Raw genomic sequence first — 21,339 nt, 5'->3', positions numbered from 1 at the left:
GATTGCTGCGTAGCTGATTTATTTTCAGTTTAGGCCAAAATCAAGACAAAAAAAGAGCGACCGAAGTCGCTCTTTTTATTTTATCTTGGATTAGCCCATTGCTGGTAATGGTGGTGGCGTCGATGGACCATCTTTCGGTGGTTCAAATGCAGCCACTGGATTATCAGCAACATAAACTTTAGGTGGTTGTGGTTCACGCCCTTCCATAATGTCACGGATTTGATCACGATCGATTGTTTCCCAATCCATCAAGGCTTTTACCATGGCATGTGCGATATCTTTGTTATTTTCCAAGATATCACGTGCAACTTTGTACTGTTCATCCAAAATACGGCGAACTTCTTCATCTACTTTTTGTTGTGTAGCTTCAGAAATGGTACGGCTACCCACATTACCGAAGAAACCATTTTGGTTTTCATCTTCATATACCATCACACCAAGGCGATCTGACATACCATATTTGGTTACCATTGCACGCGCCATTTTAGTTGCACGTTCAAAGTCGTTAGATGCGCCAGTCGACATTTGGTTAATGAATACTTCTTCAGCAATACGACCACCAAACAAGATTGAAAGTTCATTCAACATCTTATCTTTATAGTGGCTGGTCTGATCTTGCTCAGGCAACTGCCAAGTCACACCCAATGCCCAACCACGTGGCATGATCGTTACTTTATGCACAGGGTCTGTACCTGGCAAAATTTCAGCAACAATCGCATGTCCTGCTTCATGGTAAGCCGTTGCACGACGTTCTTCTTCACGAATCACCATCGATTTACGCTCAGGACCCATGTAAATCTTGTCTTTCGCATCTTCAAAGTCATGCATATCCACCGTGTTTTTATTACGGCGAGCAGCAAACAATGCAGCTTCGTTGACCAAGTTTGCCAATTGTGCACCAGAAAAGCCCGGTGTACCACGTGCAAGTACTTTAAGATCTACACCTGTCACTGAAGGTAATTTCTTCAAGTGAACATTCAAGATTTGCTCACGACCACGGATGTCAGGTAAACCAACCATCACTTGACGGTCAAAACGGCCTGGACGAAGCAAAGCTTTATCCAATACGTCTACACGGTTGGTTGCAGCAATAACGATAACGCCTTCATTGCCTTCAAAACCATCCATTTCAACAAGCATTTGGTTCAAGGTTTGTTCACGCTCATCATGACCACCCCCTGTACCAGAACCACGATGACGACCAACTGCATCAATCTCATCAATAAAGATGATACATGGCGCATGGCGTTTTGCTTGTTCAAACATGTCACGAACACGTGAAGCACCGACACCGACAAACATTTCAACGAAGTCAGAACCCGAGATACTAAAGAATGGAACTTTAGCTTCACCCGCGATTGCTTTCGCCAATAATGTTTTACCTGTACCAGGAGGACCAACCATCAATACACCACGAGGAATGGTTGCGCCTAAGCGTTTGAATTTGGCTGGGTCTTTTAAGAAATCAACGATTTCAACCACTTCTTGTTTTGCTTCGTCACAACCAGCAACGTCACTAAATGTTAACTTGATTTGATCTTCAGATAACATTTTTGCTTTTGACTTACCAAAACTCATAGGACCGTTTTTGCCACCAGCACCACCGCCCATATTACGCATGAAGAACATGAATAATAAGATGATGAGCAATACTGGGAAACTCGCAATGAGAAGTTGCATCAAAATGCCTTGACGTTGTGGCGCTGTGCCCTCAACCACTACATTTTGTTTATTTAAGCTTGGTAGCAACTCAGTGTCTTCGACTTGTGGACGAACCGTCTCAAATGAAGAACCATTGGTTTTTTCACCATTAATATTTAAACCGTCAATTGTGACTTGTTTAATTTGCCCAGCGTTCACCGCTGCAACGAAATCAGAATATTTCATCGCTGCAGGCTTATTGCGGTCACTGACGTTGCTAAAAATCAAAATCAGAACACCGAGTATGATGAGCCACAATACGGCATTCTTGAAGTAATCGCTCAAGGCTTTATTCCCATATCAATCTAATTTGATCATACCTAATCTTGGCTGACCTTCACAAAAACAGCAATGAATTTGCTTTGCAAAAAACTTAAAAGGTACAAAATGCACAATTTTTAACAACTTGGCAAGTACACTTTTATTGCAATGCCTTTTTACGACCTTGACCAATCAAAAAAACCTCTTTCGATCGAGCACGTGAAGCCGCAGGTTTGGCTGTTTTTAATACATCAAAACTATCGACCACTTGTTTTCTGAACTCATCGAATCCTGTCCCTTGGAACACTTTAACAATAAACTGTCCGTTTGGTCCGAGTACTTTTTGAGCAAAATCCAAAGCCAATTCACATAAGTAAATTTGACGAGGTTGATCAACAGCCCTATTACCTGATGTATTGGGGGCCATATCTGAAATTACAACGTCTACTTGACGTCCATTTAAAATATTTAACAATTTTTCGAAAACTTCTTCCTCGCGGAAGTCACCTTGCAAGAAGGTCACATCTGGAAGAGCATCCATTGCCAAGATATCTGAAGCAATGACTAAACCATTTGAGCCAACCAGTTTACCGGCAATTTGAGACCAACTACCTGGCGCAGCGCCCAAGTCGACAACCGTCATCCCAGGCTTGATCATTTTATATTTTTCTTGGATTTCAAGTAACTTATATGCCGCGCGTGCGCGATAACCTTCCTTTTGTGCTTTCTTTACAAAAGGGTCATCTAAGTGCTCTCGCATCCACACACGACTGCTTTTAGACAATTTTTGATTGGTAATGCGTGTCGCCATAACTCACTAAATTTCAAAAAACTTCTGATGACTCATTGTACGTGAAAATTACTCTCATTACAGTACGGATGTACTTCATTCACACGAACTTTTACAGATTTTTTTCGATCATCACCATTGGTTATTTCGGCAATTTTCACAGATTTGTTTCAAGTGACTGTCTGCTGAATCTATCTTAGAAACGGGATGCAAGTTATACTAGGTCGTTTTCCCAATCAGGTATTTTTAATGGCGGCTTTATCTATCCATGAACGTAAACGTTTACGTCAAATTGGTCATGCACTTAATCCAGTGGTAATGGTTGGTGGCCAAGGTCTTACAGAAAACGTCATTGAAGAAACAAATCGTGCGCTAAATGATCACGAATTGATTAAAGTGAAAATTGCGGGTGAAGACCGTGATGCGCGTGCTGCAGTGATTGATGCCATTGTTGAAGCAACAGGTGCGGAATCTGTACAGAAAATTGGTAAAATTGTTTTGCTTTATAAAAAAGCAGCAAAGCAAAACCAACACCTGTCTAACTTGGTTCGTTTTGCTCATTTAAATAATAAGTAATTACGATGGCAAGTTATGAACTGTCTGCTTTTGATCGCTTTAGCGCCATTACGGTGGTTGGCGCGATTGAGCAACAAACACCAGCAACACTGAATGTTGGTTTTTGGGTTCGTGACCCAAATCAATTTTTGATTTACCCAGATCAAGTTGCAGCGAATCCACGCCATGACTTTTTATGGGAACAAACTTGCTATGAAATTTTTGTGGGTGTGAAAGATCAGGATTTCTATCGTGAAATCAACCTTTCCCCTTCTCAAGCTTGGCAAGCCTATCAATTTGAAGAATACCGCTTCCCAGAAGATATGCCGCCCATTGCCGCATATGATATTAAGTTGAATCATTTACAGCGTACGCATTACGGTTTGAATGTCAGTTTAGATCTGTCGCAATTTATGCGCGAGCATCAACTCAAATGGGCGGATCTGTATATCGGTTTAACGGCCGTGTTAAATACCACTCAAGGTATGCATTATTTTGCAATGCAACACAGTAGCCCTCAAGCCGATTTCCATAACAAGCGCGATTGGTTACATCAGTTTTAATATCTTAAGCGTAAAAAAAGCGAGAAAAAATCTCGCTTTTTTTATCGCTATGCCAAATTAGCTGGCACGTACTTTGTTCCAAGCTTCAACTGCTTGTTCTTTGGTACGTTTAAAACTACCCACTAAAGTATCTTTATGCTTCACTGAAATCTGGCTAATGTCATCTTTCAATTCTTTGCTGACTTTAGTCAGATCTTCAATCAATGCATTTAATTCTGTTTTCAATGCATTTTTCAATTCAAGCAAGTTACCTTGAGATGAATTAAGTTGAGTTTTAATCACCTCAATACGCTCTAAAAGATCTTGCTTGATTTGAGTCAATTGATTTTGAATGTTCTGGTTCAATTCTTTCGCTTCAGTCTCAATTTTCTCTTGAGTTTCAGCAAGTGCTTCTTTAACTTGACCCTGAGTTTCAGCAATCACTTCTTTTGCTTGCTCTTGAGTCTCAGCAATGACTTCTTTTGCCTTCGCTGTTTTTTCTGCTACCACTTCTTTCGCTTTTGCAGTTTTCTCAGCAACCACTTCTTTGACTTCAGCAGTCTTTTCAGCAACAGTGTCTTTTGCTTTTGCAGCTTTTTCCACTACAGCATCTTTCACTTCTTCAGCAGTTGCAGCAGGAGTTGTTTGATTCGCAGCCATGTTGATTACCCTCTTTATTGATTGTTGATTTTTTGGCTAGATATAAGATAAAACCACGGCCCCTCAAACTCAAAAAAAATTGTCTGACAATTTGCATAATATCTCAGAATATCGATAGAAGGATGATTGATATTGCAATAGACATTGCCCTACTGATGCTTATAAAAGAAATTGCTGAATTGTGACTTTAATAAATAAAACACATAGACTTTTCACACACTCATGCGTATAATGCGCTGTTAAGTTACAAGCGAGCAGACTGGAAGGAGGGGCATGTTTTTTTAAGACGGCCTGCCTTTTTTTATGTCTACTCGCTTTTTTACAGCCCTATTTTTGTGGTCTTAGTTCAGGAGCTTTGGTTTGAGCACCCCCGCCATTTTAGCCCTCGCAGATGGAACGATCTTTAAAGGAACGTCTATCGGTGCATCGGGTAGTACGACTGGTGAAGTCGTTTTTAATACAGCCATGACTGGTTATCAAGAAATTTTGACTGACCCAAGCTACGCGCAACAAATTGTGACGTTGACTTATCCTCATATTGGAAATACTGGCTGTAATAGTGAAGACGTTGAATCAGGTCGCATCCATAAAGTATGGGCGAATGGTTTGATTATTCGTGATCTTCCTTTATTACACAGCAACTTCCGTGCTGAACAATCACTGAGTGAATACTTGGAACAACACAATGTTGTTGCAATCGCTGATATTGATACCCGTAAATTGACACGTATTTTGCGTGACAAAGGTGCACAAAATGGTTGCATCCTTGCTGGCGAAAATATTACAGAAGAAGAAGCAATTGCCAAGGCACGTGCATTCGGCGGTTTGAACGGTTTAGATCTTGCAAAAGAGTGCTGTGATCCTGAAGGTTTCGAATGGACTGAAGGTTCTTGGACTTTAGGTCAAGGCTTTACTCAACCAGAATTTAAATTTCATGTTGTTGCATACGATTATGGTGTCAAAACCAACATCTTACGTATGCTCGCAGACCGTGGTTGTAAATTAACAGTTGTTCCTGCGCAAACCCCTGCTGAAAAAGTACTCGCATTGAATCCAGATGGCGTGTTCTTGTCAAATGGTCCTGGTGACCCAGCAGCATGTGATTATGCGATTGAAGCAGTGAAAACTATTGTTGAAACCACAACACTACCTGTATTCGGTATTTGTTTAGGTCATCAAATTTTAGCGCTTGCTTCGGGTGCGAAGACCATGAAAATGAATCACGGTCACCACGGCGCCAACCATCCTGTACAAAATCTTGAGAATGGTACAGTGATGATTACTTCTCAAAACCACGGCTTTGCTGTCGATGAAAGTACCTTACCTGCAAGCTTAAAAGTGACACATCGTTCACTGTTTGACGGTACAAACCAAGGTATCCATCGTACTGACAAACCAGCATTCAGCTTCCAAGGTCACCCTGAAGCTAGCCCGGGTCCACATGACTGTGCTCCATTGTTCGATCATTTCATCGAACTTATTGAAGCCGCTAAGAAGTAATTAAGGAGCGAATAATGCCTAAACGTACGGATATTAAAAGCATCTTAATTATTGGTGCTGGTCCTATTGTCATTGGTCAGGCGTGTGAGTTTGACTACTCAGGTGCGCAAGCATGTAAAGCGCTTCGTGAAGAAGGTTACCGCGTTATTTTGGTGAACTCTAACCCAGCGACCATCATGACTGACCCTGCGATGGCGGATGCAACCTATATCGAGCCAATCACTTGGCAGACAGTTGCACAAATCATTGAAAAAGAACGTCCAGATGCAGTCCTGCCAACCATGGGTGGCCAAACTGCATTGAACTGTGCCCTTGCCCTAGACGAGCACGGTGTTCTTGAAAAATATAATGTAGAACTGATTGGCGCATCAAAAGAAGCGATTGAAAAAGCAGAAGACCGTAAACTGTTTGATATCGCGATGCGTAAAATTGGTTTGGAATGTCCGAAAGCAGCCATTGCAGAAACAATGGAAGAAGCTTTGGCGATCCAAGCGGGCTTCGGCTTCCCAGTGATCATTCGTCCATCATTTACGATGGGTGGTTCTGGTGGCGGTATCGCTTATAACCGCGAAGAATTCCTTGAAATCTGTGAACGTGGTTTCGACCTCTCTCCAACGCATCAGTTACTGATTGATGAATCATTGATTGGTTGGAAAGAATACGAGATGGAAGTTGTTCGTGACAAAAACGACAACTGTATCATCGTCTGTGCAATCGAAAACTTCGACCCAATGGGCGTTCACACAGGTGACTCAATCACGGTTGCACCTGCTCAAACATTGACAGACAAAGAATACCAATTGATGCGTAATGCATCGGTTGCAGTTCTTCGTGAAATCGGTGTAGAGACTGGTGGTTCAAACGTTCAATTCGGTATTAACCCGAAAGACGGCCGTATGGTTGTGATCGAGATGAACCCACGTGTGTCACGTTCATCTGCACTTGCATCTAAAGCAACAGGTTTCCCAATTGCGAAAATCGCAGCGAAACTTGCGGTCGGTTATACCCTTGATGAATTGAAAAATGACATCACTGGCGGCGTAACACCAGCATCTTTCGAACCGTCGATTGACTATGTTGTGACCAAGATTCCACGTTTCAACTTCGAAAAATTCCCACAAGCTGAGCCTGTATTAACAACTCAGATGAAATCTGTGGGCGAAGTGATGGCAATTGGTCGTAACTTCCAAGAATCTGTACAAAAAGCACTTCGTGGTCTTGAAGTGGGTGTCAGTGGCTTTGATGAAAAAGTTGAAGCTGGTACAGCCAATGCCAAAGACATCATCTTAAAAGAGCTTAAAGTTCCTGGCCCAGAGCGTATTTGGTATGTTGCCGATGCATTCCGTCATGGTTTCTCTTTAGATGATGTATTTGAAGCGACCAAGATTGACCGTTGGTTCTTGATTCAAATCGAAGACATCATTAAAACTGAAGCTCAAGTAAAAACTTTAGGCTTTGGTGATTTAAACGCTGACAATATCCGTTCATTCAAGCGCAAAGGTTTATCTGATCTGCGTATTGCTGACTTGATGGGTATTTCACAAAAGCAATTCCGTAAACAACGTTGGAACTTGGGTGTCTATCCAGTTTACAAACGTGTTGATACCTGTGCAGCCGAGTTTGAATCGGGTACTGCTTACATGTATTCAACTTACGATGAAGAATGTGAAGCAAATCCATCAAACCGTGACAAGATCATGGTCATTGGTGGTGGTCCTAACCGTATTGGTCAAGGCATCGAGTTTGACTACTGCTGTGTACACGCTGCGCTTGCAATGCGTGAAGACGGTTATGAAACTATCATGGTGAACTGTAACCCTGAAACGGTTTCAACCGACTATGACACATCTGACCGTTTATACTTCGAACCAGTAACGCTTGAAGATGTACTTGAAATCGTACGTACCGAGAAGCCTAAAGGCGTGATCGTACAGTACGGTGGTCAAACACCATTGAAATTGGCACGTGCTTTGGAAGAAGCTGGTACACCAATCATTGGTACATCTCCTGATGCAATTGACCGTGCAGAAGACCGTGAACGTTTCCAGCAAATGATTCAGCGTCTACAGCTTCGTCAGCCAAACAACAGCATCGTAAAATCTGCTGAAGAAGGTATTTCTGAAGCAGCTAAAGTGGGTTACCCACTGGTTGTTCGTCCATCTTATGTATTGGGTGGTCGTGCAATGGAAATCGTCTATAACGAAGAAGAACTTAAACGTTACCTTCGTGAAGCAGTACAAGCGTCGAATGAAGCCCCTGTCCTACTTGACCGTTTCCTTGACGATGCAACAGAAGTTGACGTGGACTGCGTATCTGACGGTAAAGACGTTGTGATCGGTGGAATCATGCAGCACATTGAACAAGCCGGTATTCACTCAGGTGACTCAGCATGTTCGATTCCTCCGTACTCGCTTTCTCAAGAAGTACAGGATGAGATGCGCCGCCAAACGGTTGCAATGGCAAAAGAACTTGGCGTAATCGGTTTGATGAACGTCCAGTTTGCGGTCAAAGGCGACGACATTTATGTACTTGAAGTGAACCCACGTGCATCACGTACCGTTCCTTTCGTTTCTAAATGTATTGGTGACTCTTTAGCAAAAGTTGCGGCACGCTGTATGGCGGGTCAATCGTTGGAATCACAAGGTTTCACCCAAGAAATCATTCCAACTCATTTTGCAGTTAAAGAAGCTGTATTCCCATTCGCCAAATTCCCTGGCGTAGACCCAATGCTTGGGCCTGAGATGAAATCTACAGGCGAAGTGATGGGCGTGGGTAAAACATTTGGCGAAGCATTCTATAAAGCGGTGCTTGGTTCAAATGAACGTTTACCAGGCTTACCAACTGAAGGTGAAGTGAAGCATGCCTTCTTATCGGTTCGTGAATCAGATAAGAAATACATTGCCAATATCGCGAAACAATTGATCGAGTATGGCTTTAAGCTTGTAGCAACCAATGGTACACATCGTGTACTCAAAGAAGCAGGCATTGAGTGTGAAGCAGTGAATAAAGTGACCGAAGGTCGCCCGCATATTGTTGACCGCTTGAAAAATGGTGAAATTCATCTTATTGTCAACACAACTGAAGGCAAACAAGCTCAGTATGATTCTGCCATGATTCGTCGTGCTGCCCTCCAAGGCAAGGTGTATTACACCACGACAATTAACGGTGCTGAAGCAGTTTGCCAAGCATTTGCTGTGAAATTGCCAATGGATGTATACCGCTTGCAAGATTTACAAACTGTAGGTTAATTCTCTACCGATAAAGTCCCGTCACCTTATCGGTGGCGGGCTTTTTCTTTTTTTAATCCTGTATTTTCCCAACCAATTTAGAGGGGACCAGAATGCAACGTTATCCTATGACTCCCGAAGGCAAGGTTGCCTTAGAGAAAGAATTACAACAGCTCAAGACAGTGGATCGCCCACGTATTATCCAAGCGATTGCTGAAGCTCGTGAACACGGTGATTTAAAGGAAAATGCTGAATATCATGCTGCGCGTGAACAGCAAGGTTTCTGCGAAGGTCGTATTCAGGATATCGAAGGTAAACTGGGCGCAGTACAAGAAATTGATGTCAAGACGCTTGAGCAAAATGGCCGTGTTGTCTTTGGCGTGACCGTAACCATTGAAAATCTGGATACCGAAGAACGTAAGACTTATAAAATTGTCGGTGATGATGAAGCAGATTTTAAAATCAATAAAATCTCAGTGAACTCACCGATTGCGCGTGGTCTTTTAGGTAAAAATGAAGGCGATGAAGCAAAAATTCAAACACCGCAAGGTGAAGTTGAATACGAAATCGTAAGTGTTGAATATCTTTAATATTTAACAATAAATAAGCCTCCTATTGGAGGCTTATTTATGAGCCTTGAATAGATTTCATGTAATTATTGAACTGTTGAACGATATCTGGATTACCATCGAAATATTCCTCAAAAAAATAACGATGGGTTAAAAACTCTGGTGGAGTGATATAGTACTCTCCATCTTCATATTCTTGTTTAATCCAGTTTTTAGAAATTGTTGGATCGGTGATTTCAAATAAATTTTTATCGAATAAAATTGGTTCCATCCGTCCATTGAATAAACGAAATGTGCTATCGCTGATTTCGAGCACCTCATATTCTTTGCCAATAATTAATGCATGTTGTTTCACGACATCATCATAAATATCATCGCTTTTATTTTTAAGTACCCTTACTTTCATTATTTTTCCTTAAAACTTATAAAAATATATAGCAAATGTAAATACATTCCCCATGATAAGTTTGCTCACTATCCAACGCGATGTCATTCTAGAGTTTATATTACCCAATCAAATCAAGATGTGTGATTTGGCTGTGGAAATTTTCCTCCAACTCGCATTCTCTGCTCATTTAAAAGCTATAATGGCACAGCTTTCTTTTGGTATTTTGTCTCAGTTATGGATCCACTAATCAACTCCCCTGTTAAACATTGGTGTGAGTTTGAGTTTATTGCTAAAACGGTAAACAATCCGAATATCCATATCAAAGGCAATTACTCCTATTATTCAGCTTACTGGGATCAGGGTTTTGAACGCTGTGTGGTGCGCTATCTGCATGACAAAGCAGCTACGCCTGAAAAACCAATTGATCAACTGCATATTGGCAATTTTGTCTGCTTTGGTGCGGAATGCGTGATTATGATGGGTGGCAATCAACTGCACCGCCCCGACTGGATTTCAACTTTCCCATTTGATACACGTAGCTTTCAACCTGCGGGTGATACAATCATTGCTGATGGTTGCTGGATTGGCAGCCGTGCCATGATCATGCAAGGTGTTAAACTGGGGGAAGGTGCTGTGGTAGCAACAGGCGCAGTGGTGACGCAAGATGTACCGCCTTATGCCATTGTCGGTGGTGTGCCTGCCAAAGTGATAAAATATCGTTTTCCTGAACAAGACATCGAAAAACTGCTTTCCCTCAGACTGTATGACTTAGATGAAAAGCAAATTTTAAAAATGCGTGAGCAGTTGCAGACAGATGATGTGGATGCACTGATTCAATTCTTTGAGTGTGATTAAGACTACTTTTATAGATAAATCATAATGATAGACGTCTTTTATTTTATGGAAATTTCATCTATTCTTAAATACATCCAAGCTTAACCATAATGCTATAAATAATAACTATCCCTATAAAAATGCTAGGTTTTATTTTCTTAACAACAGGTTTAATATAGAAATATAGTCTGTATTTTAAACAACTTTTTATTCTGAAATTCAATGCAAAATCATAAATATAAGGAGTATCCCTCATGGCTTATCAAAAAATCTTAGTGGCGATCGATGACTCTGAAATTGCAGCAAATGTCATTCGTGAAGCAGCACAACTGGCCAAAGCCTTAAACAGTGAACTGACGGTTGTAGAAGTGATGACTTTAGATCCTTATCTTGCAGATGCCTATATTCGTATGGGACAAAGCAATGATTTGATTGAACGTGTCAGAGGTTATGTTCAAGAAAATTTAACGAAAGCTGAGCAAAAATTTGAAGAACACGGTCTAACCGTTGCAACACAAATTCTGGAAGGTTTTTCAGTCCATCAGGAAATTATTGGCGCAGCGCAAAACCTAGGTGCAGACCTAATTATTATGGGTTCACATGGGCGTACAGGTTTTAAACAATTTGTACTCGGTAGTGTGGCACAAAAAGTTTTAGCAGAAAGCCATATTCCAGTATTAGTTGTACGTTAATAATTTATATTCATTATTTAGAAATATTAAAAAAGCATGATAAATATTTATCATGCTTTTTATTGTTTTATTACTGAGCTTTTAATTGATTGGTTTTGCTTTTTCTAAAACCTCTTCAGAAAGCACATTCGTTGAAACAATCGTTAATGATTGACCATTCGCTTGAAGATTTTCTTTGTTTAAGTCATTTAGAACAACGTTGGTATCTTTTGTATTTAAACTATACATCGCCCCAGTCGCAGGATCGATAATTAATAAACCGATTATGCCACCAAATAAAATATTCCCGATATACCAGCCATTCATGCTCGAAGTAACTTTGATTTCTTTCTTTTCATAGCCTTCTTTTTCAAAAATAACTGTATATCTTTCAGGAACGAAGAAACCAGCACCACGATTCAGACTTACCGTTACAGGTGCTTTTCCAACATGAATTTTCTTGCCATCACGATTTAAAATCGTAATATCACTGAGTTCAGGTGTACTTTGGAACGTCATGGTTTGGGTTTTACCCGAGATAATACTTGCACATCCAGATAAACTCAGTGCAGCAACCCCAAAAATAACAGACAGTTTTTTCATTTAAATACCAAAATTATTTCAATGTAATTTTATGTATCCAAATTGTAAGTAAAACGTAAACTCATTTCAATATTAAATCTGATCGTCCGAAACTATTTTAAGGCTGCCAAGCAAATATTTTTAAGCTGACCTTGCCATTTAATAAATATACCCCTTCTGCCTCTAATAAACTTTGCTGAACATTTTCACCTTTCTCATTGATTCGAGACACACTGATCTTGCCTTGTGAGTTAATGACGCGATACCAAGGAATTTCACTGTCTTTATCTAAATGCTTGAGTACATAACCCACTAAACGCGGATGTTTAGGCAGGCCTGCTAACTTGGCAATTTGCCCGTAACTTGCCACTTTTCCATAAGGAATTAAGGCAATCACTTCTAAAATTTGCCGATGTAGTTCATTGGTATCTTGCACCATACAAGCTCCAAAAATCTGCTAAGATAATCAAAATCATGCGAAAAGCCAGCTTTACAATAATTAAAACGCAACCATTTGAGAGTACAAAAAATGCGGTTAAAAATCACGGCCCTGACACTATTATGTCTGATCTTTAGTGCATCTTGTACCACTCAAAAAGCCCCGATAAAAAAATTGCCCTATCAGTATCCGCTGGATGCCGAGCACTTGCCTGTGGTCAATGTCAGTTTTATTGTGACCAGCAATCGCCCAGAAGTAACAGCCCTAGATCGTAAAGCACAAATGTATAAAGAATTGGCAATTTTAAATCGCTATTTTGTTGATGAAAATAATCAAAAAATCTTTAAGTTTAAAATTCATCGTTACTATTCTTACCAAGATTTTAGTAAACGCAAATGTGACCTTGCCAATCAATTAAGCCAATCCAAAGCCATCGTTCCAGACAATTTACCTAATGCGGTCAGAAGCTGCTTCCCTCGCCGAAAGAGTAAGGAAGTGCTGTTTATCATTTATGATTCTTATGGCGAAAAATTAAAAGATGCCGATATCACCAGTTGGGGATTCCGCAATCAGGGACAACCCTTTATTTTGATTGATTGGCAACGACTGAATTACCAAACTCAAGCTGCCAGTATCCATGAAATGGGACACGCCTTTGGTCTCAGTCATGTTTGCTCACCTAAAGCCACCAAGACCACACCGACCAATATTATGAGCAGTTATGATTGTCGCTTAGGCAGTGGTGGCTTACGCAATCTAGGTTTTAACAAAGAACAACTGAACATCATGCTCAACAATTACAACCAATATCCTTAAAAACAGAGCTGAAGATAATGACCTAAGTCATCCTGCCCAACAATGTAGTTTGCTGGATCTAGTTGATGGATCAATAATGATTTTGCCTGTTCAAATTGCAGTTCATCAACAACGTGAGGTTGCCAAAAGGTCTCGCGATTATGGGTATAGATTGGATATAGTCTTAATTGAGATTCAGTTAAATTGATTCGCGCAATTGCCCCATACGGCAAGGCCTGATATTTTTCAAAATCACCATTACTGTTAAACACCCCATTACCAATACCAAAAATAACCGGCTTTTGATGAATGGATTGAATCGGCTGGATAGTATGAGCGCCATGACCAATCACCACATCGACGCCAATCTGAGTCAGGACCTTAGCCAGTTTTTCTTGCTCAGGATGGATTGATTTAAAATCCACTCCCCAATGACAAATCACCATAATTTTATGCGTTGGATGTGCTAAACGGTATTGCATCAGCTGTTCGAATAAAATCGCATTGAGACAGGCCACCCCAGCACTGTTACCGAGTGCATAAAAATCATAGTCTTGATAGGCTGGTCTTCTATGCCAATAGCCATTAAAAATAGCCAAGCATTGCCCCTGATTATTTTTAATTTCTAGACATTGATGTGCCTGTTGTTGATTTTCACCTGCCCCAATAAAATCAATATTGGCACACTCTAACTGAGTTAAAGTATGTTTTAGACTGGCTTCACCATAGTCTTTTAAATGGTTATTGCCCAAACACAAAGTATTAAGATGAACACGTTTAAATTCAGCCAAGGTTTCCTGAGCTTTTGCCCCCAAAATATAGGCTTTTCTTCCATCTAAAACTGAATTTTCTTCAAGATTAAAAACCGCTTCTAGATTGGCAATATTAATATCATCAGGGCCAAAAAATTGTTTAATTGCTTGAAAAGAATGGCTATAACCATAACGTTGCAAAGCATCTTCTATGCCTTTATTTTTTCTTTTCTGGGTATAAAACTCACCCAAATAGGTATCACCAATGAGATTAATCCATTCAGTTTTGACTTGTAGTTGTTTAGTTGGCAATAACCCTTGTTGGAAATAATGATAATACGGGACTAAATGATCAATTCGATGTAGCTGATCTAAGAGCAGAAAAATACCTAAGCTCTGATTCTCATGGCGATAAGAAAAAAAGTAATCGTGTTTTTGATCCTTGAGATAAAGCACTGCATCAAGTTGGGTACAGGTCGATAGCGAGTGGATCGGAGAAATCTCCTGCCCATTGATCTTCAGTGCTTTGACAAAAACCTGCTTCAGCAATTCAATCGGCAGATTAAAGATGGATTCCGCCAAACCATAGAGTTTTTGCAGGGTGTTTTTGGTCGCATTAGGTTGATGTTGCATGCTCAATCCAAACTGCCCTGCTTTACTGGCGATTTCAATTTCTGCCTGTTGCCAATTTCCAAACAGGCGGCAACCCAAAAGCTGTTGGGCAGCATGATTTGGGCTAAAACTGAGATATTGCAATAACTGTAAAACTGAATTGCTTGAATTCCAGATCAAATCAGAGGAATCCGTTTGCTTCGCTTGGAGAGTTGAATCAACAACTATCAGATCTTCGAGTTGTAACTGGCCTTCAACAACTGCCTCTAAAGCCAAATACAATAAAATCCAAGCAGAGCAATCCCCTGTAATTTCTGTCTGCCAAATGGCATGCTGGAAGTTTTCATTGCCTAGCTGGCTGATGATTTTGATTTCTTGAGGTGTACTCATCAATTTCGCCCTCAAGCTTCCGTTTCAAAATGCTGAACATAAGCAACATAACCTGAAAGATTATGTTCTTGGTCATCAATCCGTACACGAAAACGATCATGCCTCACATAGAAAGCATTCAATACTTTATCTGGCAGTGCCATATACATGGCCACTTCTGGATAGAAAAATCCTGTGCGCTGGAACTCAGCCCGAAACTCAATCAGCTTTTTAAGATCATCAAACTGTGCCTTTTCGAACAAATCTCCTAAACCTAGTGCTCGAAGTCGAAGCACCATTTGATACACTGCCATCATCATTTCCAACAAAGTGGCATAAGCTGTTTTACGATTACGGATAAATACCAGATGCCTTAAATAATTATTCAGGCCAAACTGGAAATATTTTTCTTCAGGGCAAATTTTGGTCAACTCATTACTACAGTAGCTGAGCCAGTGATCATGATAACGATCATATTTTTTTTCAATGAATCGTTCAAACATACATTTGACGGTTTGAAGTAGTTTTGGGTCTGCATGAAGCTGGTAAAGACGTAATAAGGCTAAAGCGGCTTCACCATCATAATAAATGATGCGGAATTTCTCTTTGATCTCATAACTTGGATAATGCAATACATGCGTAGTTTCGCCCGCATCATTGATCATGGATAAAATGCCATTGGCTAAGGCCTGTGCGTAAACCAGATAGCGATCATCACCTGTGACTTCTTGATATTTGCTAAGCATTAAAATCGCTGCTGCATTGGCCCCTAGCTTAATTTCATCTAGATCGGTGGCTTCATTACCATCCAGCATATACGCCAATTTCGTCTGTTTCTCGATATAGAAATGCTGCAAAGCATAATCAATCGCCAACTGAATTTTTTCGATATCGGCCTGATGTGATTGAATTGCTAAAGTTTCGAGCAAGGCATACACCGACGTACAATGTCGCACTGTATTGTAGCTTCGGATTTCACGGTCATAGGCGGGGAAAAAACCATAAGCGAATCGCCCATCTCGTTGGATTTGCTGATGAAGAAATTTGGCATTTTCCTTAATCATTTTTTTAAAATGCTGCTTTTTCGGTTCCAGTAGATAACGCACACCATTTTCAGTGAACTGACTGTGCAAAGGAATCAACTGCCCTGCCTCATAAATCACAGCCAAAGTATCAAAAGTCCAAAGCTGTTGAAGCTGTTCAATTTTAATACGGTGCTGCTGATTCGGATATTTTCTTAAAAGGCTTTTATTTAAGTTTTTTTCATCAAGAAAATTAGGGCTGTTATAGCTCAGCGCACGAATAATGGCTCTGCCATATAGCTCTTGCTCTAAGAAACAGCAGTTAAAATCTGCATCGAAACTGATTCCTTTACGATAATGATTATTATGGAATTGGTTTTTTAAAGTCTGTTCAAGATTTTGCCAATTTTCTTGTTGGATATTAAAAGCAACATCAAATTTTAGAAATGTAGGCAGCTTTTCAGTTCCAGCGATGTGTTGCTCAAGAAAATTAAATAATTGCATTTGAATATCAGCAAAATCTGAGCAGGATGAATTCCAGACTTGGCAACGTTGTGTGTGTTCTCCATAGGAACAGAAAATCACTGCTTTAGACACATCAATATGCGGCTGTATCTGCTTAAAAAAGTGTTCACTCAGCAAATGTGTCAATTGTTCAAGCGCTGAAATCGTTGTAATGCTCATATCTTTGGTTTTTAGAATTTTTAAGTGTTTTACACACCATACCATATATTTTTATGATCTTCTCAAAATGAAAAAGAGAACCCGAAGGTTCTCTTTTTTTAAAGTGAAGGATTTGGATTAGTAAATGATTTGTCCATTATTCAGTAAATCATTCAGTGTTAATGATGCTGTCGGTTCATCCACATGCAATGTCAACAACTGTGTACTTGAATAAGTAAGACCTAAACCATCACGATCTACACTAATCGTGGCACTTTGAGTTGCCGCATCATAGTTAACCGAAACATATAGACCTATGGTTAAGCTGTTTGGATCACCAAGTAACAAGTTACTTAGATCAATCTTATCCGCTTGACTATCAGTCGCCACATTACCCACATGGAAGTCAGTCCATGTATCGAAACCATTACCACCAGTTGCACTGGTAACGTTTGCAGCCGTCAAGGTGTTATAAATCAAGGTATCCGAGCCATTACCGAGCGTGAAGGTATCATTTGCAGAAGTACTGACTGCAAGGCTATTCAACTCTTGACTTAAGTTAATGGTTAATGTGCTGGTAGACTCAGCACCAGTCACAGAGACCAGTTTGTAGTTAATTGAGTCAAAGGTTGCATTTGCGGCACTATCAAGTGCTTTGTAGTAATACGAACCATCATTGTAAAGATACAACGTACCTTCGCCTGTATTGATCGCTTGACCTGCTGCAATTTGGTAATTGCCCGGTGATACTTCCACATACAATTGTGAAGCATCTTTGATATCTGCCACTCCACCCGTTGTATCGCCTAACAAGATATTGCCATGAATCCAATCTGTTAAGCTGTCTGGTGTATAAGTATCCAAGTGCGTCGCTTTGGTTGTAACCACAGAGTCGAGAGTAACTGTACCAATCGGAAGGATACTTGATAAAGTAAATTGAACTCTATATTGACCAGCGGATAAATGAGCAATATCCGCAGAGAATGCCGATACACCAACACCACCCGCTAAAGCTGTCGCAGATCCAGTATAAACTGTATCTACCCATGAACTTCCCACAAGCTGTTGAATTACATAGCTCGTGGTTGGCAAGACAGATATTCCTATACCTGATGTCACATAGTTCAATGCGACATGTATATCACTCACCGTATTGGTAGCAATCGTAAATTCACTAGAGGTTACTGAACTAGTTAAAACAGGAGGCAAGGTACGTATCGTAACGGTGCCACTTGCTACATCTACAGTCGACGCATCAGTGACTTGCTTCATACTAATGGTTGCATCATTAATATCCGCATTCGCCACTGGTGCTGGGATGACTGCATCTGCACCAGGATTCGCTGTATTCCAATTGATATCCACATCTGGCGAACCAATTTGGATATGTAAATTCGCAGTATCTGTTCTACCTGTAACAGGGTCAACCACGGTATAAGTAAAGCTATCTACTTTACCAATATTCAGAGTATTCGCTGTCGCTTGATAGCTATAGCTACCATCTGAGTTAATGGTTAAGCTACCATATGCACCCACAATAACAGTCGCTAAGCCTGTGCTTACACCCGCTGTATTACCATTTTCAGCTGTCACCGAAGTCACAACCGTTGTGGTGGTAATATAATCTGGGGTATAACCAGGGCCATACACACCTGAATTATTATCTGCAAGCACATTACCTGTGACTGGATCTACAACCAATGTCGGTACTTGAGTAATGTCACCATGATTCAAGGTGATATCCGCAGTGACGTTACCGAGCGCGGTAAGAAGAGTATTACTCTCCATAAATAACTCATAAGTACCCGCACCAAGGTTATCCACTTTGAATTTCACTTCAGAACCAAAGATACCGAGTAAATCAAGGATACCTGTATTAGAGCTATCCGCAATCACGGTACGCGTACCGTCTGGATTAACTCGGGTTAACACCACATGTAAACCATCGACAACTGTGGCAACTGAACCGAAGTTCACCGCGAAAATTGCCTCTGTAACATGACCTGGAGCAACCGTGAAGGTTGCTGTACCCTCTTTGGTTCCGATCACAATACCACCGACACCGAGTAACCAGTTGTAGCTGATTGCATTATCAAAGAACTGAGTAGTCGTTGGATAAACCAGATCAATCTCAGCTGACGCAACGTTATCCATTGCATCTACAGGTACTGGACCAGTAATCACAGCAGGTTGAGATGGATCTGCTGGATTCCATGTCATGTCGACACCGTTACTATCCAAGTGGACATATAGAACCGCTTGAGAAGTATTGCCTGTTGCAGGATCTCTTAAAGTATAAGTAAATTCGTCAACTTGACCGAGATTTAAGCCATTCGCATTTGGTGTATAGGTATAGTTACCATCTTGGTCGATCACCAAGGTACCGTATGTACCCACAATGGTCGTTGTACCCGTTGCACTTACTGGATCGCCATTCACCATTGAGATGACAGCATTGCTGCTCGCTGCATCAACGGCACCATTGAGACCAACATCTTTAATAACATTGCCAGAGATTGGTTCAACTGAATATCCAGCAATCACATATGGATTATAAACATCCATTGTGCCTGTTAATGTTCCGCCTAGCCCAACACCTAACAAGCCTTCATAACCGATAAAGGCACGATATTGGCCTGCTTCCAAACCTTCTACTACCGCAGTTGCAACCCCACCAATGAGGGATAAATCAACCAAAGTTGCTTGTGGATTGGTACCACCAATAGAGATCCATTGTTGTGTTGTTGCATCATATTTTTGAAGAACCAAGGTATAGTCACTCAATACATTCGCAGTCAGTAATCCACTGAATGTAAATGTTGCAGTTCCTTCACGATCGGCATCAACATTAAATGCAATTGTGGCATTCCCCAACAGTTGTAAGTTTAATCCAGCCAGAGAAACGGCAGCCAGATAACTCGCACTACCAAGTGCAAGATCATCAGTAACAAGCAAGGCTTCTGGATTAATTTCTGCGACAGCAAGGTTATCGGCTGCTTTCACAGAGCTTAATTGTATGTTCAGTGTCGCTTGAGCCAGATCACCCGTTGCTGAATCTCTTAAGACATAGGTGAATTGATCGACTTGACCAATCCCTGCCGCTGCTGAGTTCGGTGTGTAGACATATGAACCATCAAGATTGATGACCAAGTTACCATAGGTACCAATAATCACAGTACCATCTGTTAACACAGGTTGACCATTGACTGCATTAATCACAGTTGTTGGTGTGACCACATCAGCTTGACCACTATCATTAATGTCTACAATCACGTTACCAGTGGCCGTTTCTGTGTAGAATCCACCAATTTGCGTTGTATCATAGACATCCATCGTACCAGTTAAAGTACCAAGTAAACCAATACCTGCCACACCGGTATAAGCCATAAACGCACGATATTGTCCTTCCTCAAGACCATCAATAGTGACACCAGGAGTAGAACCTAATAACGTGAGTTTAATAATATCGGCTTGACCACCACCATATACCGAAGTCCATTGACCACTCACTGGATCTAATTTCTGAACCACAAGTGAGTAATCTGCCAGTGCGTTCACACCGATGAGTGCGCTATAGGTGAATGTTGCATTACCTTCTTGATTTGCTCCAACAGTAAAACCAACGCCATCCGAACCTAGTTGTAAATTAAGTCCTAGCAGTGAAACAAGTGCTAAATATGTTTTGCTACCGAGCGCTGCATCGTCTTGTACCAGCAATGGTTGCGGTGCAAGTACTGCTGTATCAAAGTTGTCATAGGCAATAATCGAGCTGCTAGCAAGCGTATAAGTTTGCGTACCTTGAAGATTGCTGCTATTACCAACTGCATCGGTAAAGGTTGCGGTTGCTTGGATGGTTAAATCAGCATCTAGTGCAAGTTGACCACCAGGTACTCCAATACTCCATGTATTTGTGAGTGGATTAATGGTTGCTGTGTAATTAGTTCCATTTACATTCACTTGAACTGTGGTCGTTACCGCATCAGCTGGAATCGTCAATGTACCTGTAATCGTTACCTGACCAGATGCTTCAATTGCATCAAGAACATTGTCTCCAGTAATTAAGTCAATCGCAATCGCAGCAGTGTTGATATCTGGAGGTGTTGTATCAATATTGATTGATGAATCAGCGCTATCAATATTGCCCTGTGCATCGACTGCTTCTGCATGAATCGCTAATGAGCCATCCGCCAAGACCGCAACTGCTGCTGTGATGTAGCCATTGACGAGATCTGCGGCAGTCACCGTGAAGTTGTTGCCATTTACGGTCACCACTGTACCAAGCACTGCATCTGGTCCCAATGCCACGCGTGCATCGAAGCTACCATCCGCACCTAATTCAGTCGCATTCAAGATGCCGTCACCGTTTAAGTCATCTGGCACTGTGATTGCACCAATCAAGTCAGCTGG

17 protein-coding genes are annotated in these 21,339 nt (G+C 40.9%); 8 read left to right on the top strand and 9 right to left on the bottom strand.

The window, feature by feature from the left end:
* Positions 1–90: 90 nt before the first annotated feature.
* Positions 91–1,986, bottom strand: coding sequence for an ATP-dependent zinc metalloprotease FtsH (gene ftsH / locus F957_RS16055; protein ID WP_016543040.1), 1,896 nt, complete (start codon positions 1,984–1,986; stop codon positions 91–93).
* A gap of 136 nt (positions 1,987–2,122) precedes the next feature.
* Positions 2,123–2,773, bottom strand: a complete 651-nt coding sequence (gene rlmE, locus F957_RS16060; protein WP_016543039.1) for a 23S rRNA (uridine(2552)-2'-O)-methyltransferase RlmE — start codon at positions 2,771–2,773, stop codon at positions 2,123–2,125.
* A gap of 228 nt (positions 2,774–3,001) precedes the next feature.
* Between rlmE and yhbY the strand changes: the two genes are divergently transcribed.
* Entirely contained in the window at positions 3,002–3,328 is a 327-nt protein-coding gene (gene yhbY, locus F957_RS16065; protein WP_004651934.1) for a ribosome assembly RNA-binding protein YhbY, read from the top strand.
* A gap of 5 nt (positions 3,329–3,333) precedes the next feature.
* The gene (locus tag F957_RS16070; protein ID WP_016543038.1) at positions 3,334–3,870 is read left to right on the top strand and encodes a DOMON-like domain-containing protein; all 537 of its coding nucleotides are present in this window, start codon (positions 3,334–3,336) and stop codon (positions 3,868–3,870) included.
* A gap of 57 nt (positions 3,871–3,927) precedes the next feature.
* Here the strand turns inward: F957_RS16070 and F957_RS16075 are convergent, their stop codons facing one another.
* Entirely contained in the window at positions 3,928–4,509 is a 582-nt protein-coding gene (locus tag F957_RS16075; RefSeq protein ID WP_016543037.1) for a hypothetical protein, read from the bottom strand.
* A 360-nt stretch (positions 4,510–4,869) separates the two neighbouring features.
* Between F957_RS16075 and carA the strand changes: the two genes are divergently transcribed.
* The 3 genes from carA to greA all read left to right on the top strand — a co-directional run bounded on the left by carA (position 4,870) and on the right by greA (position 9,826).
* A complete protein-coding gene (gene carA, locus F957_RS16080; RefSeq protein ID WP_016543036.1) occupies positions 4,870–6,009 on the top strand; it encodes a glutamine-hydrolyzing carbamoyl-phosphate synthase small subunit in 1,140 nt (379 codons plus the stop codon).
* Positions 6,010–6,023: 14 nt separating this feature from the next.
* Positions 6,024–9,257 carry a carbamoyl-phosphate synthase large subunit gene (gene carB, locus F957_RS16085; RefSeq protein ID WP_016543035.1) on the top strand — a complete coding sequence of 1,078 codons (3,234 nt, stop codon included), beginning with the start codon at positions 6,024–6,026 and terminating at the stop codon, positions 9,255–9,257.
* A gap of 92 nt (positions 9,258–9,349) precedes the next feature.
* Positions 9,350–9,826, top strand: coding sequence for a transcription elongation factor GreA (gene greA, locus F957_RS16090; protein WP_016543034.1), 477 nt, complete (start codon positions 9,350–9,352; stop codon positions 9,824–9,826).
* 37 nt (positions 9,827–9,863) lie between these two features.
* On the opposite strand, the gene F957_RS16095 is transcribed toward greA, so the two are convergent.
* Complete coding sequence (locus tag F957_RS16095) at positions 9,864–10,211, bottom strand: hypothetical protein (protein WP_016543033.1); 348 nt, start codon at positions 10,209–10,211, stop codon at positions 9,864–9,866.
* A gap of 216 nt (positions 10,212–10,427) precedes the next feature.
* On the opposite strand from F957_RS16095, the gene F957_RS16100 reads away from it, so the two are divergent.
* Both F957_RS16100 and F957_RS16105 read left to right on the top strand, forming a co-directional pair.
* Positions 10,428–11,048: a CatB-related O-acetyltransferase gene (locus tag F957_RS16100; RefSeq protein WP_016543032.1), complete on the top strand. Its 621-nt coding sequence runs from the start codon at positions 10,428–10,430 to the stop codon at positions 11,046–11,048.
* 233 nt (positions 11,049–11,281) lie between these two features.
* Positions 11,282–11,719, top strand: a complete 438-nt coding sequence (locus tag F957_RS16105; RefSeq protein ID WP_016543031.1) for a universal stress protein — start codon at positions 11,282–11,284, stop codon at positions 11,717–11,719.
* Between the two features lie 81 nt (positions 11,720–11,800).
* Here F957_RS16105 and F957_RS16110 read toward each other — a convergent pair whose 3' ends face one another.
* Both F957_RS16110 and F957_RS16115 read right to left on the bottom strand, forming a co-directional pair.
* On the bottom strand, positions 11,801–12,301 hold the full coding sequence (locus F957_RS16110) for a hypothetical protein (protein ID WP_016543030.1): 501 nt from the start codon (positions 12,299–12,301) through the stop codon (positions 11,801–11,803).
* Between the two features lie 97 nt (positions 12,302–12,398).
* Positions 12,399–12,719, bottom strand: a complete 321-nt coding sequence (locus tag F957_RS16115) for an MGMT family protein (RefSeq protein ID WP_016543029.1) — start codon at positions 12,717–12,719, stop codon at positions 12,399–12,401.
* 90 nt (positions 12,720–12,809) lie between these two features.
* Here F957_RS16115 and F957_RS16120 point away from each other — a divergent pair, with 90 nt between their 5' ends.
* Entirely contained in the window at positions 12,810–13,535 is a 726-nt protein-coding gene (locus F957_RS16120) for a zinc metalloprotease (protein ID WP_016543028.1), read from the top strand.
* Here F957_RS16120 and F957_RS16125 read toward each other — a convergent pair.
* The 3 genes from F957_RS16125 to F957_RS16135 all read right to left on the bottom strand — a co-directional run.
* A complete protein-coding gene (locus F957_RS16125) occupies positions 13,532–15,268 on the bottom strand; it encodes a CapA family protein (RefSeq protein ID WP_016543027.1) in 1,737 nt (578 codons plus the stop codon). The two genes, F957_RS16120 and F957_RS16125, sit on opposite strands and share 4 nt — an antisense overlap.
* 11 nt (positions 15,269–15,279) lie before the next feature.
* Positions 15,280–16,953 carry a poly alpha-glucosyltransferase gene (locus F957_RS16130; protein WP_032861217.1) on the bottom strand — a complete coding sequence of 558 codons (1,674 nt, stop codon included), beginning with the start codon at positions 16,951–16,953 and terminating at the stop codon, positions 15,280–15,282.
* Positions 16,954–17,070: 117 nt separating this feature from the next.
* On the bottom strand, positions 17,071–21,339 hold a 4,269-nt coding region (locus F957_RS16135), incomplete at its 5' end, for a beta strand repeat-containing protein (RefSeq protein ID WP_016660194.1).

Origin of the sequence: Acinetobacter gyllenbergii CIP 110306 = MTCC 11365 (assembly GCF_000413855.1) — a bacterium.
Classification (GTDB): Bacteria; Pseudomonadota; Gammaproteobacteria; order Pseudomonadales; family Moraxellaceae; genus Acinetobacter; species Acinetobacter gyllenbergii.
This window is presented reverse-complemented; position numbering and strand designations above follow the sequence as displayed.